This window comes from Streptomyces nogalater (assembly GCF_039532885.1).
In the GTDB taxonomy this organism is placed as follows: Bacteria; Actinomycetota; Actinomycetes; order Streptomycetales; family Streptomycetaceae; genus Streptomyces; species Streptomyces nogalater.
On record NZ_BAAASM010000015.1, the window covers coordinates 1 to 26,591 of the forward strand.

Here is a 26,591-nt window from a genome sequence, read left to right on the forward strand (position 1 = left end):
GGGTGATGCCGTTGATCTCCATCGGCCCGGAGATGATCTTCCCGACCGTCTGCCGCGGATTCAGCGACGAGTAGGGATCCTGGAAGATCATCTGGATCTCGGAGCGGATGGGGGCGAGCTGTCTGCGCGTGGCGTGGCTGATGTCCCGGCCGCGGTAGGTGATCGTGCCGCCGGTCGGCTCCAGCAGGCGGGTGATCAGCCGGCCGGTGGTCGACTTGCCGCAGCCGGACTCGCCGACCAGGCCCAGGCTCTCGCCCTCGGCGACCTGGAAGTCCAGTCCGTCGACGGCCTGCACGGCACCGACGGTCCGCTTGACGGGGAAGCCGCCCTTGATCGGGAAGTGCTTGGTGAGCCCCGAGACCTCCAGCAGGGGCTCCGGCGGCGCGCCGGCACCGGGCTCGCGGGCGGCGGGGAGGACCAGGTCCTCTGTCATGACGGTTGTCCTCCTAGCCCAGTCGGGGCTTGATCTCTTCGGCGAAGATGGTGCGTTTCTGTTCGGCGCCGAGATGGCAGGCCGAGGAGCGGCCCGGTGCCAGCGCGGGGCGCTCGGTGACGCAGCGGTCGCCGCCGACCCGGTCCCGGAAGGCGCACCGGGGGTGGAAGCGGCAGCCGGACGGCGGGGTGAGCAGGCTCGGCGGCGTCCCGGGAATGGGCGACAGCGGGGTGGCGAGGTCGGAGTCCAGCCGGGGCATGGAGTTCAGCAGGCCCCAGGTGTACGGGTGCCGCGGCGAGCGGAGCACCTCGTCGACCGTGCCGCGTTCCACCGCGCGTCCGGCGTACATCACCATGATGTCGTCGGCCACGTCGGCGATGACCCCGAGGTCGTGGGTGATGAAGACGATCGCGGTGCCGAACTCCCGCTGGAGGTCCTTGAGCAGGTCCAGGATCTGGGCCTGCACGGTCACGTCCAGCGCGGTGGTCGGCTCGTCGGCGATCAGGAGGTCCGGGTCGCAGACCAGCGCCATGGCGATCATCGCGCGCTGGCGCATACCGCCGGAGAACTGGTGCGGGTAGTCCCGGGCACGCTCCTGCGGGTGGGGGATGCCGACCTTGCCGAGCATCTCCACGGCGCGTTCCCAGGCGGCCTTCTTCGAGGCGCCGGTGTGCTTCCTGTACGGCTCGGCGATCTGCCGGCCGATGGTGTAGAAGGGCGACAGCGCGGTGAGCGGGTCCTGGAAGATCATCGCCACCCGGTTGCCGCGGAGCTTCTCCAGCTCCTTCTCGGTGGCGGTGATCAGCTCCTTGCCGTCCAGGACGATCTCCCCGTCGACCGTCGTGAACAGCGGGTCGTGCAGCCCGAGGACGGTCAGGTTGGTGACCGACTTGCCCGAGCCCGACTCGCCCACGATGCCGAGGGTCCGGCCGCGGTCGACATCGAAGGAGAGCCCGTCGACGGCCCTGACCGGGCCGTCCTCGGTGGAGAACGTCACCTGGAGATCGCGCACCGAGAGAAATCCGCCCGGCCCGGTCGGGCCCGGCGCGCCCTCGGCCTTGGTCACTGTGGTCACGATGGCTGGTCTTCCTAGGAGAGCCGGATGCGGGGGTCGATCCACGCGTAGGTGATGTCGGTGAGGATGTTGATGAGCAGGATGAAGAAGGCGCCGAACAGCATCACTCCCATCGTCAGCGGCAGGTCCTTGTTGACCGCGCCGTCCACGGCAAGCCGGCCGATGCCCTGGAGGGAGAAGGTCAGTTCGGTGACGACGGCACCGCCCAGCAGGGAGCTGAGGTCGATGCCGAGGATGGTGACGATGGGGATGAGCGAGCCGCGCCAGGCGTAGCGCAGGAAGACGTACCTGCGGGACATGCCCTTGGCACGGGCGGTGCGCACATGGTCCTCGGCGAGCTGCTCGATCATCGACGAGCGCGCCATACGGGTGTACTGCGCGGTGAAGATCGTGGCCAGCACGCAGACGGGGATCGACATCCCGACGAACCAGCCGACCGGGTCCGAGGTGAGGGGCACGTACTTCGGGTCCTCCATCCAGCCGGTGCTGTACACGAGGATCGTCAGCACGACCGGGCCGAGGAAGTAGATCTGGAAGGAGCTGAGCACCATGGAGGTGCCGGTGGCGACCTTGTCCACCAGGGTGCCGCGCCGGTAGGCGGCGAGCATGCCGGCGCCGATCCCGATGAGGAGGAAGACGACGGCGCCGCCGGCGGTCAGGGTGAGGGTCAGCGGGAACCGGTCCATGATGGTGCTCCAGACCATGTCCCCGGAGTAGAACGACACGCCCAGGCAGGGCGCCGAGCAGTGACCGGTGGGGAAGTCCCGGCCCGTCACGACGCCCGACATGAAGTCCCAGAACTGCCGGGCCAGGGGCAGATCGAGCCCCAGTACCTCCCTGATGTCCGCCAGCCGCTGGGGCGAGCAGTCCTTGCCGCAGGCCAGGGAGGCGTAGTCGGAGGGTGCGGCCACGAAGAGGAAGAACGTCGCCGCCCCGATGAGGAACAGCGTGACGAAGGCGCCGACCGTGCGCCGGATGATGAACTGGACCATGGCGGGCTGGCTGCTCTCTGCGGAGTCGGTGGGGGACGGATGGCGGGCCGGGACGGCCGGGGAGGCGGGGCGCCCGCCGCGCGGCGCGCCCGGCGTCCCCGGCCGCGCGTCACGACTTCAGGTACAGCCGGTTGATGTCGATGAGGCTGGACACCGTGCTGTAGCGCCCGCCGCCCACGTTGGAGCCGGAGAGCTGGAACTTCTTCGCGTACCACAGCGGGGCCGCCGGGATGATGTTCTCCAGCAGGTAGTGGTGGGCTTCCTTCCAGGTCTTGGCGGCCTCGGCCGGCTCCTGGGTCAGGGCCTTCTTGATGAGGGCGTCGACCTTCGGGTCCTTGACGTGCGCGTAGTTGGAGGACCCGTCGAACACCTGCGAGCCGTCGTAGATCGGTGTGACGACCGTGCCGGGGGACGGCCAGTCCTGGCCCCATCCGGTGATGTAGATGTCGTAGGGGTTGTCGAGCTTGCCGATCTGCTCGTAGTAGCTCGCCGCGTCGACCTCCTTGGCGATGACGTCGAAGCCGGCCTTGCTCAGCGCGTCCTCGACGGCGACCTTGCGGCGCTGGCCGATCTCGCTGTTGGCGTAGGCGAAGACGAGCCTCTTCGCGGCGGCGGGGAGGTCCTTGAGGATCTCCTTGGCCTTGGCGAGGTTGCCCTGCGGGGTCTTCAGACGGCCGTAGGGGTCGTAGGCGGGTTCGTAGCCGGGCAGCGTCGGCGCGAAGAGGTTCGGCGCCACGTCGCCGCCGTAGGCCCCGCCCTCCCCGGCGATGAGGGACTTGGAGTTGACCGCGTAGGCGGCGGCCTCGCGGACCTTCTTGTCCTTGACCCGGTCGAGGTTGAAGGTCAGCGACATGACGTACGGCTGGTAGCCCCTGACGGTGCGCTTGTTGACGTCCGGGTTCTTGATGACGTCCTGGATCTGGGTGGCGTCGACACCGCGGGTGAGCTGGATGGCGTTCTTGTTGTCGCCCTCGTCGGCGATCAGCCGCTTGGTCTGGGTGGACTCGGTGACGCCGAACCGGATGTCGAAGCCGTCGACGTACTGGTGGCGCACGGAGTCGGTCTTGGGGTCCCAGTGGGTGTTGCGCACCAGCTTCAGGTTCTTGCCGGCCTTGTTCTCGGCGATCTTGTACGGTCCGGTGGCGACGGGCTTCTTCTCGTACCGCTCCTTGGTGTCGCCCTTGGCGGGGACGACGGCGTAGCCGGGCAGGGCGAGCGTCTGCGGCAGGTCCGGGCGCGGCTGGTCGAAGTGGAAGACCACCGTCTTGTCGTCGGGGGTGTCCAGCACCGAGGCCGGCAGGTGCTTGCCGTCGTAGCCGCCGCCGGGCAGGGCCTTGCGGTAGTCGGTGCCGCTCAGCCAGGTCTGCAGATAGGTGGGGCCGTCGAAGATGAACTTCGCGTACTGGCGCTCGACGGTGTGCCGGATGTCGGCCGAGGTGAGGGGGTTGCCGTTCTCGTCCTTGACGCCCTCCTTCAGCGTGAACGTCCAGGTCCTGCCGCCCTCGGAGGGCTTGCCGGAGTCGGTGGCGAGGTCGCCGGCGACCGTGACGTTGCCCTGGTCGTCCTCCTGGAACTGGGTCAGTCGGCGGAAGAGCAGATTGGCGACCTGGCCGGAGTCGGCGACGTAGATCTGGCCGGGGTCCAGATGGGACAGGCCCGCTTCCTGGTAGACGGTGATCGTGCCGCCGGGCCGGGCGCCGGGCACGTCCTCGGCGGGGCCGGTCGATCCCGCGGCGTCGGCGTAGGCGACCGCCTTGGACTGGACCGCCGCCTCCTTCTGGTCCTCCTTGGTGTCCTTGCCGGCCTTGCCGCCCTCGTTCTTCGAGCAGGCCGTGAGAGCGAGGGAGCCGGCCGCGAGGGCGATCACGACGGCACGCGCTGCGCGGGCACGCTGAGACATCATGTGGCCTATCCACCTACCTGTCGGGTCTGTGATCCGTGAGATCTGCCGGGCGCCGGCCGGGCCGGCCGGCGGGGGCGGCAGCCACCCCCCACCCAACGGACGTCCTAGCGCCCGGACTTGGGGTCGAACGCGTCCCGTACGGAGTCCCCGAGGAGGTTGAAGCACAGGACGAAGATCACCAGCGCCACCCCGGGGAAGAACATGAACGCCGGGTCCTGCTCGGCGTACCGGGCGCCGGCCGCGAAGAGGCGTCCCCAGTCGGGCGTCGGCTCGACGAAGCCGACCCCGGCGAAGGACAGGAAGGCGATGCTGAGGATGGTGCTGGGCAGCTGGTACGTGAACTGCACCAGGATCGGGGTGACGACGTTGGGCAGGATCTCCTTGCGTACGATCCGCCACGGCGAGGCGCCCGAGACCCTGGCCGCCTCCACGAACTCGCGCTCGCGCAGGGAGAGCACGGTGGAGCGCACCAGCCGGGCCATGCCCATCCAGCCCAGCAGCCACAGCACGATCAGCATGGCCACGGCGCGGAAGTAGGTCGGCGTCTCCTCGCGCGGGTCCACGAAGAACGACGTCACGACGGGCATGAACGCGATGAAGAACAGCTGTTGCGGAAAGGAGAGGAAGAAGTCGGTGCCGCGGCCGATCCAGTAGTCCGTGCGGCCGCCGAAGTACCCGCCGACCAGGCCGATCACGACCCCGGTGAGCATGATGAGGGCGGTGATGCCGAGCGCCATGTACAGGGAGGTGCGCATGCCGTACAGCAGCATGGCGAAGAGGTCGCGGCCGTACTGCGGCTCCACGCCGAACCAGTGCTCGCCCGAGACGCCCCCCAAGTAGCCGAGCGGCAGCCCGAATTCGTCGAGGACGGGATGGTCGGCGTAGGTGGGGTCCTGGCCGTAGAGGGTGTACGGATCGGTGCCGGGCAGCCTCACCAGCAGCGGCGCGAGCAGCGCGACGACGAAGTAGCCGATCACCACCACGGCGCAGACCACGCCCGTGCGGTCACGCCGGAAGCGCAGCCACATCAGCCGGCCGGGCGACCGGCCCGCGAGTTCGACGGCCTGGGCCCCCGGCTCCGGCCTTAACTCCCCGGAGGCGACGACCGACGCCCCGCCGCCCTCCGTATCGATAGGACTTGTCACGGTTCGTCCGTTTCACAGGTGTAAGCGTGAGAGATACCCGGGTACTCCGAGAACGCGCGGACACCCCCTGGTGCTCGTGAGCCGGACGCCGTCCCCACGGCGCGAGACCCATTGACCCGAGCGCTACGCCGCTAACTATCTGCCATCGGTCGACTACCGACCACCGCCCGTAGATCTCAATTCCGTCACGGCTCGCGCGTAGACCTTCCAAAAACTGGACAAACTGTTCGCCGGAAGAAGGCGCGAAACGGACTTGTTACATGGGTATCGGGCACTGATCACCACATGTCGGACATCGATGCCCGGAAAACGGGTTGCAAAAAGCCCGGGTGCCCCCCCGTGACGGGGGCACCCGGGCTCAAGTGCCGGGAGATCAGCCGTGCTTGGCGCGGCTCGCGGCGCGGGCGCGGTCGCGCTGGTCGAGCACGACCTTGCGGATGCGAACGGCCTCCGGGGTCACCTCGACGCACTCGTCGTCGCGGCAGAACTCCAGCGACTGCTCCAGCGACAGCTTGCGCGGCGGGACGATCGACTCGGTCACATCGGCCGTCGAGGACCGCATGTTGGTGAGCTTCTTCTCCTTGGTGATGTTGACGTCCATGTCGTCGGAGCGGGAGTTCTCGCCGACGATCATGCCCTCGTACACCTCGGTGCCCGGCTCCACGAAGAGCACGCCGCGCTCCTGGAGGTTCGTCATCGCGAACGCGGTGACGGCACCGGAGCGGTCGGCGACCAGGGAGCCGTTGTTCCGGGTCTGCAGCGTGCCGAACCAGGGCTCATGGCCCTCGTGGATGGAGTGGGCGATGCCGGTGCCGCGGGTCTGGGTCAGGAACTCGGTGCGGAAGCCGATCAGACCGCGGGACGGCACGACGAACTCCATGCGGACCCAGCCGGAGCCGTGGTTGGACATGTTGTCCATGCGGCCCTTGCGGACGCCCATGAGCTGCGTGACCGCGCCCATGTGCTCCTCGGGCACGTCGATCGTCATGCGCTCGACCGGCTCGTAGACCTTGCCGTCGACCTCCTTGGTGACGACCTGCGGCTTGCCGACGGTCAGCTCGTAACCCTCCCGGCGCATGGTCTCGACCAGGATGGCGAGCGCCAGCTCACCACGGCCCTGCACCTCCCAGGCGTCCGGGCGCTCGGTGTCCAGGACCCGGAGGCTGACGTTACCGATCAGCTCACGGTCCAGGCGGTCCTTGACCTGGCGGGCGGTGACCTTGCGGTCCTTGACGGCCGCCTTGTTGTCGGCGCCCTTGCCGGTGGCACCACGGCCGACCAGCGGCGAGGTGTTGGTGCCGATCACCATGGAGATGGCCGGCTCGTCCACCGTGATCAGCGGCAGCGGAACCGGGTTCTCCGGGTCGGCCAGGGTCTCGCCGATCATGATGTCCGGAATGCCGGCGACCGCGCAGATGTCGCCCGGGCCGGCCTTCTCGGCGGGCTTGCGGGTGAGCGCCTCGGTCATCATCAGCTCGGAGATCCGCACGTTCTGCACGGAGCCGTCGCGCTTGATCCAGGCCACGGTCTGGCCCTTGCGCAGCTCGCCCTGCTCGACCCGGAGCAGCGCGATACGGCCGAGGAAGTTGTCGGCGTCGAGGTTGGTGACGTGGGCCTGGAGCGGGGCGTCCTTGTCGTAGGTGGGCGCCGGGATGTGCTCCAGGATCGTGGAGAAGAACGGCTCCAGGCTGTCGCTGTCGGCCGGGACGGTGCCGTCGGCCGGCTTGGTCAGCGAGGCGACGCCGTCACGGCCGCAGGCGTAGACGATCGGGAACTCGATCTGCTCCTCGTCCGCGTCCAGGTCGAGGAAGAGGTCGTAGGTCTCGTTGACGACCTCGTCGATCCGGGCGTCCGGGCGGTCCGTCTTGTTGATGCACAGGATGACGGGCAGGCGCTGCTGGAGCGCCTTGCGCAGCACGAAGCGGGTCTGCGGCAGCGGGCCCTCGGAGGCGTCGACGAGCAGGACGACACCGTCGACCATCGACAGACCACGCTCGACCTCGCCGCCGAAGTCGGCGTGGCCGGGGGTGTCGATGATGTTGATCGTGATCGGGTCCCCGCCGTCCTTCGGGTGGTACTTGACCGCCGTGTTCTTGGCGAGGATCGTGATGCCCTTCTCACGCTCCAGGTCGTTCGAGTCCATCACCCGGTCGTCGACCTGGTCGAGCTGATGGGCGGCGAAGGCGCCGGCCTGCTTCAGCATGCCGTCGACGATGGTGGTCTTGCCGTGGTCGACGTGGGCGACGATGGCGACGTTGCGGATGTCGTGACGCGTAGAAAACGCAGTCATATTGTGGCGTACTCCCGGAGTGTGCGGACTGCCCTGCGCGTACGTCCGTGTCGCGCGGGCCCTGCCGGGCTGGACACGCCACGGCCTCACCCCATGGTACTTGGCCGCCGCCGAAGGGGCTCGCCCGGGCCGTCCTACCCCTTGCCCGGGCCGGGCGAGACCTTCGCTCCCTTCTTCAAGAAGCCCATGTCCTCGTACACCGGCGTCCGGAATCCGAAGGCCCCCGCGTTGACGACGTTCGTGCGCGCTGCCACCAGCTGGGGGCGCTGGTAGAGCGGGATGGAGCCCGCCGCCGCCCAGATCCGGGAGTCGGCCTTCTTGATCAGGTCCCGCGCCTCGTCCTCGTCCAGCGTGGTCGCGGCCTGGTCGAAGAGCTGGTCCACCTGGTCGGTGCCGACCCGGGTGTAGTTCTGCTCGACGTTCACCGAGCCGTCCGCCGCCGGCAGCGGCTTGGCGTAGACGGGCCGGGCGTCGGTCGCCGGGAAGGCGGTGGCGGGCCAGGAGTACAGGGCGAGGTCGTAGTCGCCGGCGGCGATGTGGTCCTTGAAGTAGCTCTCGTCCGAGACCTTGGTGATCGTCGCGCGGATGCCGACCTGCTCCAGCATCACCGAGATCCGCTCGGCGACCGAGTTCAGGGTGTCCGAGCCCGGCCCGGAGGGCAGCACGAAGCGCAGCGCGAGCGGCTTGCCGTCCTTGGCGAGCGGCCCGGCCGGCGCCGCGGCCGGGGCGGCCGTGCCCTTGGGGGCGTAGGCGCCGGCGGCACCGCCGTGCCGGCCCTCCCGGGCGAGCTGCGGGTCGGTGCGCTCGTGCTGGTCGCCGGCCGTCTCGTGGCGGTTGCCCTTGTCGTCCTCGCCGACGACGTACGCGCCGTCCTCGCCGCCCGGCGAGACGTCCTCGCCGTGATGCTCGGAGCCCGCCGCCTTCCGGGTCTTGTCCTGCTCCTTGAGCGGGCCGCCGCGCACCCAGCCGGCGTCGGCGAGCAGCGCCTGGGCCTCCTTGGCGTCCTGGGCGCCGAGCGCGCCGCTGTTGTCGGCGTAGGCGGCCTGCCCGGACAGGGCGAGGTGGCTGCCGACGGGTACGGCGGGCAGCCCCAGCGGGGTGAGCACCAGCCGGGCCAGTTCCACGCGGTCCAGGGCGCGGGCGACGGCCCGGCGCACCCGCTCGTCGGCCAGGGGGCCGCCGCCGCCGTTGAGGGCGAGCTGGGTGTAGGCGGGCTCCAGCGATTTGCGGATCTCCACGTCCCGCAGCGCCTGCTGCTGCTCCAGGTACCGGCCGATGGTCCTGCCCAGCTCTCCCCGGCCGGTGTCCTTCCCGGCCTCCAGACCGTGGGCGAGCGCCCAGTCGCGCAGCTTCTTCACGGAGGTGCGGCCGCCGCCCTGGAGCGGGGTCCCGGTGCCCCCCGCGCGGTGGGCGAGCCCGATCCGCTGGGCGTCGGCGGTGTCGACCTCGGCCAGGTCCACGCTGCCGTCGGCGAGCGCGGCGGCCCGCTGGTCGCGGGGTACGGCGTGCAGCACGAGCCGGTCGAGCTTGGCCGGCCTGCCCCACCAGCGCGGGTTGCGGGTGAGCACCACGTCCTTGTTCGCGGTGTCGACCTTCTCCACCCGGAAGGGGCCGGCGGTGACCTTCAGCTTGCGGCGGGCGCCGTCGTTGAAGGCGTCCGGGGTGCCCATGACGTCCTTCGGGTACAGCGGGGAGAACAGCGACTTCCAGTCGGCGTAGGGGCGGGAGAAGGTGACCCGGACCTGGAGGTCGTTCTCGCCGCGCTCGATCTTGGCGATGCGGTCGTAGCCGGCGTTGCGGGCGGTCCAGTAGGCGCTGTTGCGGCCGGACAGGGCGCGCCACTGGGCGGCGAAGTCGGCGGCCCCGATCTCCCGGCCGTCGCTCCAGACGGCCTGCTGGTTCAGCTTGTACAGCACCACCTGGCGCGGCTCGGTCTCGATGACCTCGGCGGATTCCAGGTAGGCGGGGTTGGCCACCGGCCGGCCGTTCTCGTCCAGCCGGAACATCGAGGGCAGCACGGCCTGGGCGACCCGGCTGGTGCCGGCGTCGGCGTCGGCCTGGAAGGTGTTCAGCGTCTCCGGCAGGGCGTCCACGGCCCACTTCAGGGTGGAGCCGTCGGCGACCAGGTCCCGGGCGACCGGGGCGATGTCCTGCCCGGCGAGCGGGGCGGGGGGCTTGTCGTCCTCGCCGCAGCCGGCGAGCAGCGGCACGGCGAGGGCGCCGGCGGTGAGGAAGGTGAGCGAGCGCAGGGCGCCGCGCCGGAGGGCCCGGGGTGCGGTGCGGGCCGGGCGCCGGCGTGTCGTGGCCGGCCGCGCGCCTGTGGGGCGCGGCCCCGCCGCGACCGCGTGGGGGGCGTCGCCGTCGTAGGACATTTCTGCTACCTCCGGGGAGCCACGGGCCTTATGCTCGCATTTGGCGGTATATGGAGCTGATCAGATCTATGCCGCCACTGAAGAGGAAAGGATCCGGTCACGGCGGGCGACACGGCGGCGACAGCCGGTAAGCCCACCCATGCGGCGCACACCGCCCGGACGATGCACCCGTACGCCCCGGCCAATCGCCGCACATCCCTTCACACCGGCAGGCCGAGGCGCGACACTCCAAGGCGCATGAACGTTGCCGCCCATGGCCCGCCGGTCCCGTGGAAGCGAGGGCAAGTCATGTCCGTGCACGACGACATCAACGCCGTCCAGCGCTGTCTGGACGATCTCAACCGCTCGCTGGGCCGCCTGGAGCACCAGCTGGGCCGCGGCGGACTGGAGATACGCCGGGTCCGGCTGGACGCCGCGCACCTGCGCGAGAGCCTGGCCCTGCTGCGGGAGACCGCCACCGCCCCGGCCGCGCCCCCTCGGCCCGACCTCGTCACCATCTCCGACACGCCCTACGACATCAGCCTGTGGACGGACTCGGACGACGAGGGCCTGGGCGCCCGCGACCGCCGCGCCCCCTGAACCCGCTACCGACCGGAGTCCCGACTTGGCCACTGGTACGGAATCCCCCCAGCAGCGCGGCGGCGTACGCACCGGTACGCGCGCCGCGATCACCGCACCGCACCTGCGGACCGACCGCTGGTGGCTGGCGCCCGCCTGCACCGCGGCCGGTCTGCTCGCCTTCGTCGTCTACTCGACCTGGCGGGCCTTCGCGAACGCGCACTACTACGCCGCGCCGTACGTCTCGCCGTTCTACTCGCCGTGCCTGGCGGAGAACTGCCGGGCCATGCGCGCCGGGCCCAACGCCGACCTGTTCGGCGGCTGGTGGGGCGTCTCGCCCGCGATCATCATCCTGATCTTCCCGCTCGGCTTCCGCCTGACCTGCTACTACTACCGCAAGGCGTACTACCGCGCCTTCTGGGCGTCCCCGCCGGCCTGCGCGGTGGCCGAGCCGCACCGGTCGTACACCGGCGAGAGCCGCTTCCCGCTGATCCTGCAGAACGTCCACCGGTACTTCTTCTACGCCGCCCTGCTGGTGGCCGGGGTGCTCACCTACGACACCGTGCTGGCCTTCCGGGACGAGCACTACCGGTGGGGGCACATGGGCCTGGGCACCCTGGTGTTCCTCGCCAACATCGTGCTGATCTGGGCGTACACCCTCTCCTGCCACTCCTGCCGGCACATCGTCGGCGGCAAGCTCAAGCACTTCTCCAAGCACCCGGCGCGCTACCGGGCCTGGCAGTTCGTCGGGCGGCTCAACGCCCGCCACATGCAGCTGGCCTGGGCCTCGCTGCTGAGCGTGGCGCTCGCCGACTTCTACGTGTACCTGGTCGCGTCCGGTGTCTTCGACGATCCGAGGTTCTTCTGATGGCAGCGGTGGAACGGCAGCAGTGGGACGTCGTGGTCGTCGGCGCCGGCGGCGCCGGGCTGCGGGCCGCGATCGAGGCCCGCGAGCGGGGCGCCCGTACGGCCGTGATCTGCAAGTCGCTGTTCGGCAAGGCGCACACGGTGATGGCGGAGGGCGGCATCGCGGCGGCGATGGCCAACGCCAACGTAAACGACGGCTGGCAGGTCCACTTCCGCGACACCATGCGCGGCGGCAAGTTCCTGAACCAGTGGCGGATGGCCGAGCTGCACGCCCGGGAGGCCCCGGACCGGGTGTGGGAGTTGGAGACCTGGGGGGCGCTGTTCGACCGGACCGAGGACGGGCGGATCTCCCAGCGCAACTTCGGCGGCCACGAGTACCCGCGGCTCGCGCACGTCGGCGACCGCACGGGGCTGGAGCTGATCCGCACCCTCCAGCAGAAGATCGTCGCGCTCCAGCAGGAGGACCACCGGGAGACCGGGGACTACGAGTCCCGGCTGAAGGTCTTCCAGGAGTGCACGGTCACCCGCGTACTCAAGGACGGTGAGCGCGTTGCGGGGGTCTTCGGCTACGAGCGGGAGACCGGCCGTTTCCTGGTGCTGGAGGCCCCGGCGGTGGTCCTGGCGACCGGCGGCATCGGCAAGTCCTTCAAGGTCACCTCCAACTCCTGGGAGTACACCGGGGACGGCCACGCGCTGGCGCTGCTGGCGGGCGCTCCCCTGGTGAACATGGAGTTCGTGCAGTTCCATCCGACCGGCATGGTCTGGCCGCCGTCGGTGAAGGGCATCCTGGTCACCGAGTCGGTGCGCGGGGACGGCGGGGTCCTCAGGAACTCCGAGGGCAGGCGGTTCATGTTCGACTACGTCCCGGACGTCTTCAAGGACAAGTACGCCGAGTCGGAGGAGGAGGCCGACGGGTGGTACGAGGACCCGGACCACCACCGCCGCCCGCCGGAGCTGCTCCCCCGCGACGAGGTGGCCCGTGCGATCAACTCCGAGGTGAAGGCGGGCCGGGGCTCCCCGCACGGCGGGGTCTTCCTCGACGTCTCCACCCGGATGCCCGCCGAGGTGGTCCGGCGCCGGCTGCCGTCGATGTACCACCAGTTCAAGGAGCTGGCGGACGTCGACATCACGGCCGAGCCGATGGAGGTCGGGCCGACCTGCCACTACGTGATGGGCGGGGTCGCGGTCGACTCCGACACGGCGGCGGCGCGCGGGGTGCCCGGGCTGTACGCGGCCGGGGAGGTGGCCGGCGGCATGCACGGCTCGAACCGGCTCGGCGGCAACTCGCTGTCCGACCTGCTGGTGTTCGGCCGCCGCGCGGGTCTGCACGCGGCCGGGTACGCGCGGGGCCTGGCGAACCGGCGCCCGCCGGTGGACGAGGCCCAGGTGAGCGCGGCGGCGGCGGAGGCACTGCGCCCGTTCTCCGCGGAGGCCGCGGGTGAGCCCGCCACCGGGGCCGGAGGCTTTGCCGGGGCCGGGGCTTTTGCCGGGGGTGAGGCGGGGCCGCCGGAGAACCCCTACACCCTGCACCAGGAACTCCAGCAGACCATGAACGACCTGGTCGGCATCATCCGCCGGGCGGGCGAGATGGAGCAGGCCCTGCGCAGGCTGGCCGAGCTGCGGGTCCGGGCCCGGCGGGCCGGGGTGGAGGGCCACCGCCAGTTCAACCCCGGCTGGCACCTCGCCCTGGACCTCAGGAACATGCTGCTGGTCAGCGAGTGCGTGGCCCGGGCCGCGCTGGAGCGCACCGAGTCGCGCGGCGGGCACACCCGCGAGGACCACCCGGCGATGGACCGCGCCTGGCGCAACGTGAACCTGCTGTGCGCCCTCGCCGACCCCACCGGCACCCTCGCGGCCGCCGACCCCGCCCGGGCGCAGATCCGGCTCACCCGCGAGAGAACCGACCCCATCCGCCCGGACCTGCTCGCCCTCTTCGAGAAGGAGGAGCTGGTCAAGTACCTCGCCGAAGAGGAGCTGTACGAATGAGCGGCTACGAGGCCCGCTTCAGGGTGTGGCGGGGCGACGCCGACGGCGGCGGTCTGCGGGACTTCACCGTCGAGGTGAACGAGGGCGAGGTGGTGCTGGACATCGTGCACCGCCTCCAGGCCACGCAGGCACCCGACCTGGCCGTGCGCTGGAACTGCAAGGCGGGCAAGTGCGGTTCGTGCTCGGCGGAGATCAACGGCCGCCCGCGGCTGATGTGCATGACCCGCATGTCGGTCTTCGACCCCGCCGAGACGATCACGATCACCCCGCTGCGCGCCTTCCCGGTGATCCGCGATCTGGTGACGGACGTCGGCTTCAACTACGACAAGGCGCGGGAGGTCCCGGCCTTCGTGCCGCCGGCCGGGCTGGGGCCGGGCGAGTACCGCATGTTCCAGCAGGACGTGGAGCGCTCGCAGGAGTTCCGCAAGTGCATCGAGTGCTTCCTGTGCCAGGACACCTGCCATGTGGTGCGCGACCACGAGGAGAACAAGCCGGCGTTCGCCGGTCCGCGCTTCCTGATGCGCGTCGCCGAACTGGACATGCACCCGCTGGACGCGGCGGCCGAGGCCGGCCTGGACCGCGCCCGCGCCGCGCAGGACCAATACGGCCTCGGCTACTGCAACATCACCAAGTGCTGTACGGAGGTGTGCCCCGAGGGCATCAAGATCACCGACAACGCGCTGATCCCGCTGAAGGAACGGGCCGTGGACCGCAAGTACGACCCGTTGGTGTGGCTCGGTTCGAAGATCAGGAGGCGGTCGGGGGCGTAGCCGCCCAGCCGTCCCGGTACGCCCGCCAGTCCGCCTCGGTGGCCGCGAAGTCGACGTAGAGGGCGACGCCGAAGCGGGCGCGGCCGGCGTCGGTGCGGCTCAGGCCGAGCCGGACCCCGCGCACGGCGGCCGGGACGGTCTCGGCGTGCGCCCAGTGGCCGAACCGGTTCTCGTGGTAGAAGGGCAGGCCCATCAGCAGGTCGGTGCCGTCCGGGGTGACCTCCAGGGCGAGGCTCGTCTGCTGGGCCACATAGCCGCCGTACAGGCTCTGCAACGGCTGCATGGTGTCGTACGACATGACGGCGATCTGGTCCACCCGGCGGGCCACCTGCCCGAAGTGCGCCTGCGACCACCACTTGGGGTGGCCGGTGGTCGTGCCCCAGAAGGAGTGGAAGGCGGGCAGCGGGTCGATCTGGTGGGCGGCGACGGACAGCACGGCGCCCCGGGCGTGGGTGAGGGCGCGCAGGTCGTCGAGGAGGGCGAGGTAGTCCTGGTCGCCGGAGTGCAGGGGCTCCAGGTCGAAGTGCGCGCCCTGGAAGCCGGCGGCGAGGACGGCGCGGGTGGAGTCGAGGATCGCGGCCCGGGTCGCCGCGCGCTCCAGGCGCAGCCCGTCGGGGGTCTCGGTGGCCAGCACGTCGCCGAGCCATGCCTGCACCCGGACGCCGGGGAGTTCCCGGTGCACGGCCGAGGTGAACCAGCGGGCCTTCTCGTACGCCGACGCGGGCAGGGTGCCGTCGTGTTCCAGGGGGCCCGAGTGGACGTACAGATCCCGGATGCCGGTGCCGCTCAGCCGCCGGGCGAGGGCCCGGACGTCCCGGTCGGTCTTCCGGCCGTCCACCCAGGCATGCCCCAGCCAGAGGGCGTCCCGGTGCCGGGTGCGGGTGCCGGGGGCCGGGTCGCCGGTGTAGTTGATCCGGAGCGCGGTCTCGGCGGTGAGCAGCGGGAGCAGGAGGAGGGCGAGGAGAGCGGCGAGGAGACGCAGGACCCGTCGCCTGCGGCTGTTGCCGGCCGCGTGGGTTTCGTCCGGCCGGCTCTCCGGCGCGGGCTTTTCCCCGGCCGCTTTCTCGTCCGCGTGGCTGTCGTCGCCCCGGACCTCGTCCATCGGCTTCTCGCCCATCGGCTTCTCGCCCATTCCGCCCCCTCGTGTGGCTGGTCCCCCGCCCGTATCCGCCCGCTCGCGGAGCCGTCCACCCGCCCATACGCTCCGAAAGGTGACGTCCTTCCTGATCCGGGGCCGGCCCCGGCGCGCCACGGCGCACATACGGGTACGGGTGGCGCATGCCCTGCTGGGCGTCCTGACGGGGACCGTGTGGCTGGTGTTGCCGCTGACGACGGTCGAGGCCCCTGGTCCGGTTCCCACGGCCCGCGCCGGCGCGACGGCGCGCTCCGCCGCGCCCCGGCCGGAGGGGACGCCGGCCGCCGACCTCGTGCTGCCGCTCATCGCCGGGGTCGCGGCCGTGGCCCTGGCCGGGTACGGCCGGCTGCGGCGCGCCCGGCGGGCCCGCACCCGGACGACTCCGGGGAACGTCCGGGCCGTCGCCGCCACGCGTACCTCCCCCGGGGGAGGGCGACGGTGACTGCCCGCCCGCCCTCCAGGCGGCCGGGCCGGGTGAGCGGGTGGGCGAGGAAGGGTCAGAACAGGCTCAGCAGGGCCTCCGCCGGGTCGGTGAGGCCGCCCTCGCCTCCGGGCAGCGGCAGCTCGAACCACACCGTCTTGCCGCGGGGCGTCCGCCGTGAGCCCCACGCCGCGCTGAGCAGGCCGACCAGTTGCAGGCCCCGTCCGCCCTCGTCGGTGTCGCGGGCGCGCCTGCGGCGGGGCTGGACCAGGCCGGAGTCCCAGACCTCGCACACCAGCGTGCGGTCCAGCAGCAGCCGCAGCCGGATCTCCCCCTCGCCGTACCGCAGGGCGTTCGTCACCAGCTCGCTGACCAGCAGCTCGGTCGTGTCGACCAGCGCCTCCAGGCCCCAGGACTGCAGCCGGTTCCGGGCGTACTCGCGGGCCCGGCCCACGCTGCGCGGCTCGCGGGGCAGCGTCCAGTCCCCGACGGAGTCCGCGGGCAGGCCCTGCACCCGGGCCATCAGCAGGGCGATGTCGTCCTCGCCGTGGTGGGTGTCGAGAGTGCTCAGGACGTGGTCGCAGACGTCCTCCAGCGGCCGGCAGGGATCCGTGAGGGCCCCGATGAAAGCCTGGAGGCCCTCGTCCAGCGGATGGTCGCGGGACTCGACCAGGCCGTCCGTGTAGAGGGCGAGCAGCGCGCCCTCCGGCAGTTCGACCTCGACCTCCTCGAACGGCTCGCCGCCCACCCCGAGCGGCATGCCCGGCGGCACGTCCAGCATCAGCGCCGGCTCGCCGGGCTCGACCAGCACCGGCGGCAGATGGCCCGCGTTGGCGAACGTACATCGTCTGGTGACGGAGTCGTAGACGGCGTAGACGCAGGTCGCGAGGTACACCTCGGACAGGTCGGCGTCCCTGGGCTGCCGGGCGGTACGGGTGGCCTGCTGGACCCCGCCCGGCGTGCCGAGGCCGCGGGCGATCTCGTCCAGCGCGGACAGCACTTCCGCCGGTTCCAGGTCCAGCAGCGCCAGGGTGCGTACGGCGGTGCGCAGTTCGCCCATCGCGACGGCCGCGCGCAGGCCCCGGCCCATCACGTCGCCGACGACCAGCGCCGTGCGGTGGCCGGGCAGTTCGATGACGTCGAACCAGTCGCCGCCCACCTCGGTCGCCGCGTTGCCGGGCAGATAGCGGCAGGCGATGTCCAGACCGGACGCCTCCGGGTCGCCGGGCGGGAGCAGGGATCGTTGCAGTATCAGCGCCCGTTCGTGTTCCCGGCGGTACAGGCGCGCGTTGTCTATGCAGACGGCGGCGCGCGCGGCCAGTTCGACGGCGAGGTCCCGGTCCCGGTCGCCGAACGGCTCGCTGCCCTTGGTGCGGGCGAACTGGGCGAGCCCCACGACCGTGTCGTGGGCGACCATCGGCACGGCCAGCGTCGACTGCACCAGGCCCCCCTCCTCGGCGGGCACCCGCTGCGGGCGGGCGGTGCGCAGGGCCTCGGCGCAGGGCGAGTGGAACGGGAAGTGGTGGACCGCGCCGACGTCGACGGGCTGCCCGGAGCTGCTGAAGGGGGCGCCGGAGACCGCGCTGGCGAAGGCGACGCGGCGCAGTTCGGCGCTGCCGTCGGCGTGGCCGGGCGGGGTCTCGTCGCCGGCCAGCAGGCCCTGGTACAGGTCGACGGTGGCCAGGTCGCAGAAGCCGGGGACGACCACGTCGAGGAGTTCCCGGGCGGTGGTCTCCAGGTCGAGGGAGTTGCCGATGCGGGCGCCGGCCTCGTTGAGCAGCGCGAGGTTGCGGCGGGCGGCGGCGGCCTCGCGGGCGGCGGCCCGGCGGGCGGTGATGTCCGTGCCGAGCCAGGCGACGCCGATGGGCCGGCCGCTGCCGCTGTGCACGCGGTAGAGGTTGATGGACCAGTGCCGGCGTTCCTCGGAGCCGGGCACGTACCCGGTGACGTGCATGTCGGTGATGGACTCGCCGGACTCCAGCACCCGCCGCATGGTCGCCGAGACCCGCTCTGCCTCGGGGCGCGGCAGATAGTCGTGCACGCCCTTGCCGCGGTGGTCGTCCGGGATGCCGCCGAAGATGGAGGCGAACCGCTCGTTGGCGCGGCGGACCCGCAGGTCGGTGTCGATCAGCAGGAAGCCGAAGGGCGACTGGCCGAATATCGCCTGCGAGGCGGCGAGATCGGTCTCGATGCTGCGCAGGGTGCGCACGTCCACGACGATACAGACGGCGGCCTTCTCGCCCTCGGCGGTGCGCGTCGGCATGACGTACACCTCGGCCAGGCCCTCCTCGCCGCGGCTGCCGTCGGGCCGGTCCGGCATCCGGAACGGCACCACTCCGGTCCACTCGCGCCCGTCGAGGATTTCGGCCATCTTGCGCTGGCCGCGCTCGCGCAGATCGGGATCGACGAAGGCCTCTATGGGGTCCATGCCGACGGCGCGGTCGGCGGGGATGCCGAACAGCTGCTCGGCGCGCAGACTCCACTGGTCGACGAGGCCGCCGGGACTGATGGAGAAGGACGCCACCCGGATGTAGTCGTAGATGGATCCGGGCGGACTGCTCTGCCACATGGCGTCGCCGCGTGCCGCCTCCGCCTCAGCCTCCGCGGCCTGACTCCTCGCGCCGTCCGACGGGTCCTCGGACTCCGTGGCCTTCGCTGGTATCTCGCTCACGCGAACCGTCCCCTCCAGCTCACCGCGTCCGGCACCGGTCACCGGGGGCGGCTGCCCGCAGTATCCAGCACTACGGCGCCACAGGACACGGTGTTCACGATCACAGGTCGGTCCAGATGTTTTTCGGACCGGTCCGTGACAACACTTCCACTCTTCTAACCAGGGAACACACCGCCGAACCACCCGCCGTCGAACCATGTGCGCCCCCGGCGCGCACGCCGTACGGCACGTCGACGGCCGTACACCCCCGTGCCCCGCGGGTGCCCCCGGCTCACCCGGGCACCGCGAGCTCGAACCAGACCGTCTTCCCCTTCGCCCCGGGCCGGGTGCCCCAGCGGCGGGAGGAGCCGGCCACCAGCTGGAGGCCGCGTCCGCTCTCGTCCTCGGGGTGGGCGACGCGTTCGCGCGGGGGGACGGGGAGCGGGTCGGAGACCTCCACCCGCAGGGTGTCGCCGAGTCCGGCGGGGCGCAGCAGCCGTACGCCGATGGGGCCGGTGGCGTGCCGCAGCGAGTTGGTGACCAGTTCGCTGACGAGCAGCGCGGCGAGGTCGGCGACGCAGTCCAGGTCCCAGCCGTGCAACTGGCCCCGGACCACCGCGCGGGCGGAGCGCACGGCGCCCGGCTCCGCGGGAAACGTCCACTCGGCGCAGCCGCCATCGGTGTCGATCACGCCGATCACTTCCCAGGCCAGCGGAGCCCACCCACGTCCGGTTTCGTGGGGTTAATGGGGACATACCCGATATGCGGTGGGCAGTACCGCGCGGGACGGCGCACTGTGGCACGAACGGCGTACGGGGTGCTCCGCGGGGGTCGCCGGCCCCCGGCGTCCCGGGTCGGCGCGTGTCCCCGGGTTTCGTCAGGGCCGGCCGTCTCCCGCGCTCCAGCGGGCGACGACCTCGCGCACCGCCGGGACGTCCTGGCCCAGCCAGTCGACGTCCCAGACGCGGTCCGGGGTGAGCCAGCGCAGCTCGTCGTGGTCCTGGAGGGGCCGGGGGGCGGGCGAGCCGGGGCGCAGGCGGACGGTCCACACCCGCAGGACGTACGGCGCGCGCAGCGGCCACTGTCCCGGCACACGTTCGACCGGTTCGGCGTCGACGCCCAGCTCCTCGCGCAGTTCACGCGCCAGGGCGTCCTCGGGCCGTTCGCCGGGCTCGACCTTGCCGCCGGGCAGTTCCCAGCGCCCGGCCAGGTCGGCGGGCGCGCTGCGGCGCGCGGCGAGCAGCCGGCCGTCGTCGAACAGGGCGGCTCCCACCACCACGATCGGTTCCACCCGGGCAGTCGTGCGCGTCATGGAGGGGAGCCTACGGGAGCGCGCGCCCGGTCAGTTCTGCGCGCCGTCCCCGTTCTGGCCGATGCGCTCGACCCAGTAGAGCTGTTCGCGCCCCTGGCCGCCGAGGCTGTCGGCGGTCTTCTGCGCCTCCGCGCGGGTCGCGTACCGGCCGACGCGGTAGCGATTGCCGTTGTCGTCCTGCCGTATCACGATCCAGGGCAGGGAGACCGTGCCCTCACTCATCGCCCCCACCGCCCGTGCCCCTTCCCGCACCGTCCCACCCGCCTTCCGCGGACGAGGAAACCGCACTCCGCATATGCCCGAGCGTACGCCCTACCTTCACGCTGCGCATACGGCTTTTCACAAAGAGGTACGCAACCAGCCAGAACGCCGGGGGCGCACACCACCGAACGCGCCGCCGGGGATACCACCGCCCCGGCTCACGGCCCCGCCGGGCCGACCGGGGGCCCACCTGGGACGACGGCCGGATCCCCGGGGCGCCGGGAGAGAACGGCGGCGCCCTGCGGACACCACCGGCCGGCCCGGCGGCGCACGGTGGTGTGCGCTAGCTCACTCCGAGCGGATGACACGATTCCGCCCGCCGCGGCCGCCGACCGGGGTGACCGGGGTCATCCGCCGGGCGGGGCCGGGACCATCCAACGGGGTGGGACCGAGGGAACGCGACGGGCGGGGCCGGGGCCATCGACAGGCAGGGCCGGTGGCAGGCGTCGGGCACCGTCCGGGCGGGTGGGGTCACTTCACGGGCAGGTGGTAGGCGACTCGGTAGCGGTCGGCCGGGATGACCACGTCGGCGGTCTCGACCGGGCGGCCGGAGGCGAAGTAGGTGCGCTGGACGACCAGCACCACATGGCCGGGGACCCCGCCGAGCAGGTGCAGTTCCTCGGCGAGGCCGGGGCGGGCGCCGACCTCCTCGGTGACGTTGTCCACGATGACGTCGATGGCCCGCATCCGCTCGACCACGCCCATCCCCCCGAGCGGGCCCTCCTCGGGCAGCATCACGGGCGTGCGGCCGGTGACCGCGAGGGGTTCCCAGGAGGTGGAGAGCATCATCGGCTCGCCGGCCTCCCGGAAGACGTACCGGGTGCGCATCACCCGGTCCCCGGCCTGGATCGCGAGCCGTTCGGCGACGGCCACGCCGGCCTCGGCCTGCTCGCTGCTGGACTCCCAGGTGCCGCGCACCGAGGTGTCGGCCTGCTCCTGCCGGAAGGGGGTGGCGCCGCCGGCCGGGCGGTATCCGGAGCGGGCCACCCGCCGGGGCACGGGCCGCTCGCGCACATAGGTGCCCGAACCGGAGCGGCCCTCGACCAGCCCCTCGGCCATCAGCACCTTGCGGGCCTCCAGCGCGACCGTGTCCGAGACGCCGTACTCCTCGCGGATGCGGGCCTGCGAGGGCAACCGGGTGTGGGGCGGCAGCAAGCCGTCGACGATCTTCTTGCGGAGATCCCCCGCGACGCGCAGATACGCCGGCTGCTCACCGAAAGCCACTGGCCACTCCCCTCAGGTTGTACAGACAGCAACAGCCTGGCAACCGTGGGTTGAGCGGTGCAAGCAGAGGCCAGAGAATCACTCGATGTGATGACTTGGTGGCGGGTAGGCCTTTACGCAGGCACTTTTCCTCTCGTATAGGTGCCCTCGGTCCGCACCGGCTCACACCTGCATGCCGCTGCCTCTTCCCGCGTCGTCCGCTGCCGTGGGCGGGGTCGTGGCCAGCCCGAGGACCGACCGGACGAACACCGCGCGGACCGGATCGATCAGGTCCAGGCCGTTGTCGTAGTGCGTGGTGAAGGTGTCCGCGTCCCCGGCCGCGGCCGCCTCGGCCCACTCCGCGCGCGCCTTGTCGAGGTCGGCGGTGAGCGCGGTGACCGGCCCGGCGGCGTCGGCCGGCCAGGAGTGCGCGCGCAGCATCCGGGCCTGCTCGCCGAGCGCGGCCGACACCCGGCCCGCCCACGCCCGGTGGCCCGGCAGGTCGTCCTCCGCGTACTCCTCGTCGGGGGCGGTCTCCAGCGCCGCGTTGAGCACGTGGGCGGCCTTCAGATAGGCGACCTGGTCGGCGTCCAGGTCGGTCTCGTCGTTGCGCAGCGTCCCGGTGAGGTCGCCGCCCTCGTCGGTGTGCCCGAACACGCAGGTGACCTCGCGGTCCCCGGCGTCCCAGCTCTCCTCGGTCGGCGTCAGGAAGTACACGTCGACGTACCCCGGCACGGCCCAGCCGTCCATCGCGTAACCGTCCCGCAGCGCCTGGCAGCGCTGGTCGGCGCTCTCGGTGACGGCGTCGTCCCCCGGGTAGGGGCCGCCGCCCGGCAGCCGGAAGACCGCGAAGGCCTCGCCGTCGTGCGCGCCGGTGCACGGCACCGTGTCCACGTCGTACGTCACACCGGACAGCGCACCGCCCGGCGCGTTGAAGCACTGACCCTCCGTCAGCGAGGCGGTGGCGCCGTCGCGTGCGCCCTCTTTGATTCCGTGCCACAGGGCAGAGGCACCGCCCGTGGCGAACAGCAGCGCCCACAGCAGCAGTCCCACCCCGGACAGCACCGCGCCGCCCACGGCCAGTCCGGTGCCGCGCTCGCCGCGCCGGCGGATCTGCCGCAGCCCGGCCAGCCCGAGCACCAGCCCGACGCCGGGCAGGAAGCACAGCGCCCCGAGCACCAGGGAGGCGATGGCGAGGCCGTTGACCGGCGCCGGGACGGCGTGGGGGCGGTAGCCCTGCGTCCACGGCTGATACGCCGGCGGTCCGGGAGAGGCGTGCGGGGGCCGGGGGTACGGTGGCGGGCCGTACGGCCCCTGGGGCGGCGGGGCGGATCCTTCTGGCTGGTGGGGGCCGGAAGGCGGGGGTATGGACACCGGTACCGTGCTCCTGGGTCGGGCGGCGGCAGCACAGGACCGGCGGCCGGCCGGCGGCTGGACTGACGTACGACTGGCCGCATGGTAAGCGGGGCCCGGGCGGGGGCGGAACACGGCCCCGGACGGGCACGGGACGAGCGGGGGCGGGCAGGCGATGAGCGGGACGGGCCGGGAGGGGCGCGAGTGAGCGGGGTGGCCGAGGAGACGGTCCGGCGGGTCAACGGGCTGACGGCCCGCTGGGCGCAGGCCCTGACCGGGGGGACGGTGTTCTCGGCGCCGGGCGCGTGGCCCCTGCTGGCCTTCCTGGCCGACGGCGCGGCCGGCCCGGCGCGCGCGGAGCTGTCCGGTGCCCTGGGGGTGCCGGCCGGTCAGGCGGCCGGGGCCGCCCGGGAGTTGCTGGCGGGGCTCGCGTCGGTGCCCGGTCTGGACGCGGCGCTCGGCCTGTGGACGCACCACTCGCTGGTCCTCGCCGAGGAGTGGCGGGCCGGGCTGCCCGCCGGCGCCCACGGCCGCTTCGGGGACGACCTGGTCACCGCGCAGGAGCGGCTGGACGCGTGGGCGGCCGAGCGGACCGGCGGGCTGGTCGAGCGGATGCCGGTGACGCTGACCCGCGACAGCCTGATGGTGCTGGCCAGTGCGCTGGCGCTGCGGACCCGCTGGCGCCAGCCCTTCACCGAGCTGCCGTTGCTGCCGGATGCCGGGCCCTGGCGGGACCGGACCCTGCGCGGGCTGTACCGGCGCAGTGTGCGGCCGGACCGGGTGGGGGTGACGGGCACCCCGGACGGTTTCGTCACCGCGCTGACGGTCCCCGGGGACAACGGCGTCGACGTCCATCTCGTGCTGGGCGAGGAGCGGATGGCGCCGGGCCAGGTGCTGGCGGCCGGGGTGGGCATCGTGGAGCGCGGTCTGCCGCTGACCGGGGGCGGTGCCCTGCCGCACGGGCATGTCGGCCCCGGCCTGCATGTGGAGCAGCAGCCGGCCGTCACACCGGAGCCGAGGACGCTGGACGTGCGGACGGTGGCGTACGAGGTCCGGGCCGACCACGATCTGCTCGCCCTGTCCGGCCTGTTCGGGCTGACCACGGCGATGGACCGCCGGGCCGGGCACTTCCCGGGGGTGAGCGACCGTCCGCTGGCCGTCGGCGAGGCCCGGCAGTCGGCGGTGGCCCAGTTCGGCGCGCTGGGCTTCCGGGCGGCGGCGGTGACGGCGGTGCCGATGACGCCGGGCGGACTGCCGGAGTACCGCTACGAGACCACGGTCGTGCGGGTCGCCTTCGACCGCCCCTTCGGCTTCCTCGCCGCCGACCGCGACTCCCGTCTGGTGCTGGCCGCGGGCTGGGTCACGGACCCGGCGCCGTACCCGGCCACGGCCCTGGAGCCGGGCGTTCCGGCGGCCCTCTGAGTGCCGCCGGGGGCCGGCCGTCCACCGGGCCCCGGACACCGGCCGGTGGTGGTCCGGTGGCGGCCGGTTGGTGATATCGGGCCGGTATAGCTCCCGGCGGGACGCTCGTGGTCATGACGGAGACCATCACCTGGGCCCCCGCGGAGATCACTCCGGCGGACGGCCCGCTGCCCGGCCTGCTGGCCGGGCGCCTTGACGAGTTGCTGCCGAGCGCCGGTGCCGTGGTGTTCCGCGGTTTCGGGATCACGCCTTCCGCGCTGGACGGCGTACTGGACCGCGTCCTGCGCGACCGGCTCGCGTACGTGCACGGCAATTCGCCCCGCAGCCATGTGGGCGACCGCGTGTACACGTCCACGGAGTACCCCGCCGAGCACACGATCTCGATGCACAACGAGTTGTCGTACTCGGCGCGCTGGCCGGCCCGGCTGGCCTTCTACTGCGAGACCGCGCCGGGTTCGGGCGGTGCCACCCCGGTCGTGTCCGGCGCCGCCTGGCTGGCCGCGCTCCCGCCCGGGCTGCGCGCCGCCTTCGCCGGGGGTGTGCGCTACACGCAGAACCTCCATGACGGCCACGGCTTCGGCAAGAGCTGGCAGGAGACGTTCGAGGCCGCCGACCGGGCCGAGGTGGAACGGTATCTGGCGGGGATGCCCGGCACGGCCTGGGAGTGGAAGCGGGACGGCGGGCTGCGGATCACGCAGGTCCGCCCGGCGACCGTCACCCATCCGGTCACCGGCACGGAGGTCTGGTTCAACCAGGCCGACCAGTGGCATCACGCGGCGCTCGGCGACGAGACCGCCGCCGCGCTGGCCCGGATCATGCCGGAGGAGGACCTGCCGCAGCACGTCACCTTCGCGGACGGTTCGCCGATCGACCCGGCGTACGTCCTGGAGATCCGCGACCGGGGCCTGGCCGCCGCGGTGGACGTCGACTGGCGGGTGGGGGACCTCCTGGTCGTCGACAACGTACTGGTGGCACACGGGCGCAGGCCCTATACGGGGCCGCGCCGCGTCCTGGTGGCGATGTCCGGCTGAAATCCCGGACCGCACACGGAAAGCCCGCCTCCGCGATCAGGGAGCCGGGCTTTCCGTGTGCGCTTGGAGCGCATTTCCGCACTTCGGCCGTATCAGCCTTTGTATAGGGCTCTTATAGCGCCTGGGCCAACGGTTGCGGGAGGTACTTCGAGGAGGAGTGGCTATGGACGGAACGGCTGCGGGCAGCATCCTCGGAACAGTCGGGGGCACGCCCTTGGTGGAGCTGCACCGGCTTCTGCCCGGATTCGGCGGAAGGGTATTCGCCAAGATCGAAGGTTTCAATCCGGGGGGCAGCATAAAAGACCGGACCGCGGTGAGCATGGTCCTCGACCGGATCCGCAGCGGGGAAATCGACCCGGCCCGTTCGGTGGTGGTCGAATCCAGTTCGGGCAATCTCGCCGTGGGAATCGCCCAGTTGTGCCGCTACCACGGAATCCGGTTCATCTGCGTCGTGGACGCGAAGACGTCGCGGCAGAACCTGGCGATCCTGCGGGCCTACGGCGCCGAGATCGACGAGGTGACCGAACCGGACCCGCGCACCGGCGAGTTCCTGGAGCGCCGGCTGGAGCGGGTCCGCCGGCTGGTGGCGGCCATCCCCCACGCCTTCTGGCCCAACCAGTACGCCAACCCGCTCAACCCCGCCGCGCACGAACACACGATGGGGGAGATCGCGCACGCCCTGGACGGCCGAGTCGACTACCTGTTCTGCGCCACCAGCACCACCGGAACCCTCCAGGGCTGCGCCCGGTACGCCCGGGCCCACGGCCTGGGGACGACCATGGTCGCGGTCGACGCCGTCGGCAGCGTGCTCTTCGGCGACGGGGGCCGGGTACGGCGCCTCATCCCCGGGCACGGCGCGTCGGTCCGGCCGGCCCTGTTCGATGCCTCGGCCGCCGACCGGGTGGTGCACGTGACCGACCTGGACTGTGTGGTGGGCTGCCGGCGGCTGGTCGGCAGCGAGGCGGTGCTGGCCGGCGGCTCGTCCGGGGCGGTGGTCGCGGCGCTCCAGCAGATCCGCGACGAGATCCCGGACGGCGCCACCTGTGTGCTGGTCTTCCCCGACCGGGGCGACCGCTATCTCGACACCATCTACGACGACCTCTGGGTGAGCGAGCGGTTCGGCGAGGTCTCGCAGCTGTGGAAGCCGGAACTCCCCGTCCCCTCCTCCTGAGCGGCCGCCGGGCGCGCGGATCCGGCAGCCCGGCGGCCCGCCGTTCCCCCGGCGGCCCGCCGCCCGGCCCCACCGGCGCCGGCCTTCCGGCCGGCCGGTGGTCCGCGCGGCCCGCCGCCTCCACCCGACTTCGCAACCGGGATCTGTCACGCCTTCACCGACACCGCGCCGGCCCCGCGCCGGTGCCGCCGCCACGGGGCCGGATGTGCCGTTGCCCGAATCCCGAATATGGAGCGGGTAT

At 72.2% G+C, this 26,591-nt stretch carries 22 protein-coding genes; 8 read left to right on the plus strand and 14 right to left on the minus strand.

All coding sequences use genetic code 11. The annotated features are described in order from the left end of the window. The 7 genes from ABD350_RS13755 to ABD350_RS13785 form a co-directional block, all read right to left on the minus strand. The coding region (locus tag ABD350_RS13755; protein ID WP_344348281.1) for an ATP-binding cassette domain-containing protein at window positions 1-433 on the minus strand (433 nt) is incomplete at its 3' end. A gap of 13 nt (window positions 434-446) precedes the next feature. Beyond that, window positions 447-1,508 carry an ABC transporter ATP-binding protein gene (locus tag ABD350_RS13760; protein ID WP_344348282.1) on the minus strand — a complete coding sequence of 354 codons (1,062 nt, stop codon included), beginning with the start codon at window positions 1,506-1,508 and terminating at the stop codon, window positions 447-449. 14 nt (window positions 1,509-1,522) lie between these two features. Continuing rightward, window positions 1,523-2,500: an ABC transporter permease gene (locus tag ABD350_RS13765; protein ID WP_344348283.1), complete on the minus strand. Its 978-nt coding sequence runs from the start codon at window positions 2,498-2,500 to the stop codon at window positions 1,523-1,525. 109 nt (window positions 2,501-2,609) lie between these two features. After that, window positions 2,610-4,403, minus strand: coding sequence for an ABC transporter substrate-binding protein (locus tag ABD350_RS13770; protein ID WP_344348284.1), 1,794 nt, complete (start codon window positions 4,401-4,403; stop codon window positions 2,610-2,612). A gap of 104 nt (window positions 4,404-4,507) precedes the next feature. Next, window positions 4,508-5,548, minus strand: a complete 1,041-nt coding sequence (locus ABD350_RS13775) for an ABC transporter permease (protein ID WP_344348285.1) — start codon at window positions 5,546-5,548, stop codon at window positions 4,508-4,510. A gap of 373 nt (window positions 5,549-5,921) precedes the next feature. After that, entirely contained in the window at window positions 5,922-7,838 is a 1,917-nt protein-coding gene (typA, locus tag ABD350_RS13780; protein ID WP_344348286.1) for a translational GTPase TypA, read from the minus strand. 134 nt (window positions 7,839-7,972) lie between these two features. Then, window positions 7,973-10,210 carry an ABC transporter family substrate-binding protein gene (locus ABD350_RS13785; protein ID WP_344348287.1) on the minus strand — a complete coding sequence of 746 codons (2,238 nt, stop codon included), beginning with the start codon at window positions 10,208-10,210 and terminating at the stop codon, window positions 7,973-7,975. Between the two features lie 288 nt (window positions 10,211-10,498). Here ABD350_RS13785 and ABD350_RS13790 point away from each other — a divergent pair, with 288 nt between their 5' ends. The 4 genes from ABD350_RS13790 to ABD350_RS13805 are packed head-to-tail and all read left to right on the plus strand — an operon-like array spanning window position 10,499 to window position 14,391. Then, a complete protein-coding gene (locus ABD350_RS13790) occupies window positions 10,499-10,789 on the plus strand; it encodes a hypothetical protein (RefSeq protein ID WP_344348288.1) in 291 nt (96 codons plus the stop codon). Window positions 10,790-10,814: 25 nt separating this feature from the next. Further along, window positions 10,815-11,636, plus strand: coding sequence for a hypothetical protein (locus ABD350_RS13795; RefSeq protein ID WP_344348289.1), 822 nt, complete (start codon window positions 10,815-10,817; stop codon window positions 11,634-11,636). Then, on the plus strand, window positions 11,636-13,621 hold the full coding sequence (locus ABD350_RS13800) for a fumarate reductase/succinate dehydrogenase flavoprotein subunit (RefSeq protein ID WP_344348291.1): 1,986 nt from the start codon (window positions 11,636-11,638) through the stop codon (window positions 13,619-13,621). The genes ABD350_RS13795 and ABD350_RS13800 overlap by 1 nt, the downstream gene beginning before the upstream one ends. Further along, window positions 13,618-14,391: a succinate dehydrogenase/fumarate reductase iron-sulfur subunit gene (locus ABD350_RS13805; RefSeq protein ID WP_344348292.1), complete on the plus strand. Its 774-nt coding sequence runs from the start codon at window positions 13,618-13,620 to the stop codon at window positions 14,389-14,391. Before ABD350_RS13800 ends, ABD350_RS13805 begins: the two co-directional genes overlap by 4 nt. On the opposite strand, the gene ABD350_RS13810 is transcribed toward ABD350_RS13805, so the two are convergent. Beyond that, entirely contained in the window at window positions 14,369-15,523 is a 1,155-nt protein-coding gene (locus ABD350_RS13810; protein WP_344348293.1) for a glycoside hydrolase family 18 protein, read from the minus strand. The two genes, ABD350_RS13805 and ABD350_RS13810, sit on opposite strands and share 23 nt — an antisense overlap. Window positions 15,524-15,602: 79 nt before the next feature. Between ABD350_RS13810 and ABD350_RS13815 the strand changes: the two genes are divergently transcribed. Beyond that, window positions 15,603-15,968: a hypothetical protein gene (locus tag ABD350_RS13815; RefSeq protein WP_344348294.1), complete on the plus strand. Its 366-nt coding sequence runs from the start codon at window positions 15,603-15,605 to the stop codon at window positions 15,966-15,968. Between the two features lie 55 nt (window positions 15,969-16,023). Here the strand turns inward: ABD350_RS13815 and ABD350_RS13820 are convergent, their stop codons facing one another. The 6 genes from ABD350_RS13820 to ABD350_RS13845 form a co-directional block, all read right to left on the minus strand. Continuing rightward, window positions 16,024-18,618 (minus strand): SpoIIE family protein phosphatase, encoded by a 2,595-nt coding sequence (locus ABD350_RS13820; RefSeq protein ID WP_344348295.1) that lies wholly within the window; start codon window positions 18,616-18,618, stop codon window positions 16,024-16,026. A 271-nt stretch (window positions 18,619-18,889) separates the two neighbouring features. Beyond that, window positions 18,890-19,297 carry an ATP-binding protein gene (locus tag ABD350_RS13825; RefSeq protein WP_344348296.1) on the minus strand — a complete coding sequence of 136 codons (408 nt, stop codon included), beginning with the start codon at window positions 19,295-19,297 and terminating at the stop codon, window positions 18,890-18,892. A 177-nt stretch (window positions 19,298-19,474) separates the two neighbouring features. Continuing rightward, window positions 19,475-19,909 (minus strand): (deoxy)nucleoside triphosphate pyrophosphohydrolase, encoded by a 435-nt coding sequence (locus ABD350_RS13830; protein WP_344348297.1) that lies wholly within the window; start codon window positions 19,907-19,909, stop codon window positions 19,475-19,477. A gap of 30 nt (window positions 19,910-19,939) precedes the next feature. Further along, window positions 19,940-20,131, minus strand: a complete 192-nt coding sequence (locus ABD350_RS13835) for an SPOR domain-containing protein (protein ID WP_344348298.1) — start codon at window positions 20,129-20,131, stop codon at window positions 19,940-19,942. Between the two features lie 510 nt (window positions 20,132-20,641). Further along, on the minus strand, window positions 20,642-21,394 hold the full coding sequence (locus tag ABD350_RS13840; RefSeq protein ID WP_344348300.1) for a GntR family transcriptional regulator: 753 nt from the start codon (window positions 21,392-21,394) through the stop codon (window positions 20,642-20,644). Between the two features lie 162 nt (window positions 21,395-21,556). Further along, window positions 21,557-22,747 (minus strand): DUF4190 domain-containing protein, encoded by a 1,191-nt coding sequence (locus tag ABD350_RS13845; RefSeq protein WP_344348301.1) that lies wholly within the window; start codon window positions 22,745-22,747, stop codon window positions 21,557-21,559. A 183-nt stretch (window positions 22,748-22,930) separates the two neighbouring features. Here ABD350_RS13845 and ABD350_RS13850 point away from each other — a divergent pair, with 183 nt between their 5' ends. The 3 genes from ABD350_RS13850 to sbnA all read left to right on the plus strand — a co-directional run bounded on the left by ABD350_RS13850 (window position 22,931) and on the right by sbnA (window position 26,350). After that, entirely contained in the window at window positions 22,931-24,148 is a 1,218-nt protein-coding gene (locus tag ABD350_RS13850; protein WP_382466693.1) for a serpin family protein, read from the plus strand. A 113-nt stretch (window positions 24,149-24,261) separates the two neighbouring features. Next, the gene (locus tag ABD350_RS13855) at window positions 24,262-25,179 is read left to right on the plus strand and encodes a TauD/TfdA family dioxygenase (protein WP_344348302.1); all 918 of its coding nucleotides are present in this window, start codon (window positions 24,262-24,264) and stop codon (window positions 25,177-25,179) included. Between the two features lie 163 nt (window positions 25,180-25,342). Next, on the plus strand, window positions 25,343-26,350 hold the full coding sequence (gene sbnA / locus ABD350_RS13860) for a 2,3-diaminopropionate biosynthesis protein SbnA (protein WP_344348303.1): 1,008 nt from the start codon (window positions 25,343-25,345) through the stop codon (window positions 26,348-26,350). Window positions 26,351-26,591 lie beyond the last annotated feature (241 nt).

What these genes read in the sequence shown, in the direction of transcription:
- typA (WP_344348286.1), bottom strand. Translation starts at nt 7,838, where the DNA reads ATGACTGCGTTTTCTACGCGTCACGACATCCGCAACGTCGCCATCGTC.
- ABD350_RS13800 (WP_344348291.1), top strand. Translation starts at nt 11,636, where the DNA reads ATGGCAGCGGTGGAACGGCAGCAGTGGGACGTCGTGGTCGTCGGCGCC.
- ABD350_RS13855 (WP_344348302.1), top strand. Translation starts at nt 24,262, where the DNA reads ATGACGGAGACCATCACCTGGGCCCCCGCGGAGATCACTCCGGCGGAC.
- ABD350_RS13835 (WP_344348298.1), bottom strand. Translation starts at nt 20,131, where the DNA reads ATGAGTGAGGGCACGGTCTCCCTGCCCTGGATCGTGATACGGCAGGAC.
- ABD350_RS13810 (WP_344348293.1), bottom strand. Translation starts at nt 15,523, where the DNA reads ATGGGCGAGAAGCCGATGGGCGAGAAGCCGATGGACGAGGTCCGGGGC.
- ABD350_RS13765 (WP_344348283.1), bottom strand. Translation starts at nt 2,500, where the DNA reads ATGGTCCAGTTCATCATCCGGCGCACGGTCGGCGCCTTCGTCACGCTG.
- ABD350_RS13790 (WP_344348288.1), top strand. Translation starts at nt 10,499, where the DNA reads ATGTCCGTGCACGACGACATCAACGCCGTCCAGCGCTGTCTGGACGAT.
- sbnA (WP_344348303.1), top strand. Translation starts at nt 25,343, where the DNA reads ATGGACGGAACGGCTGCGGGCAGCATCCTCGGAACAGTCGGGGGCACG.
- ABD350_RS13785 (WP_344348287.1), bottom strand. Translation starts at nt 10,210, where the DNA reads ATGTCCTACGACGGCGACGCCCCCCACGCGGTCGCGGCGGGGCCGCGC.
- ABD350_RS13770 (WP_344348284.1), bottom strand. Translation starts at nt 4,403, where the DNA reads ATGATGTCTCAGCGTGCCCGCGCAGCGCGTGCCGTCGTGATCGCCCTC.
- ABD350_RS13805 (WP_344348292.1), top strand. Translation starts at nt 13,618, where the DNA reads ATGAGCGGCTACGAGGCCCGCTTCAGGGTGTGGCGGGGCGACGCCGAC.
- ABD350_RS13830 (WP_344348297.1), bottom strand. Translation starts at nt 19,909, where the DNA reads ATGACGCGCACGACTGCCCGGGTGGAACCGATCGTGGTGGTGGGAGCC.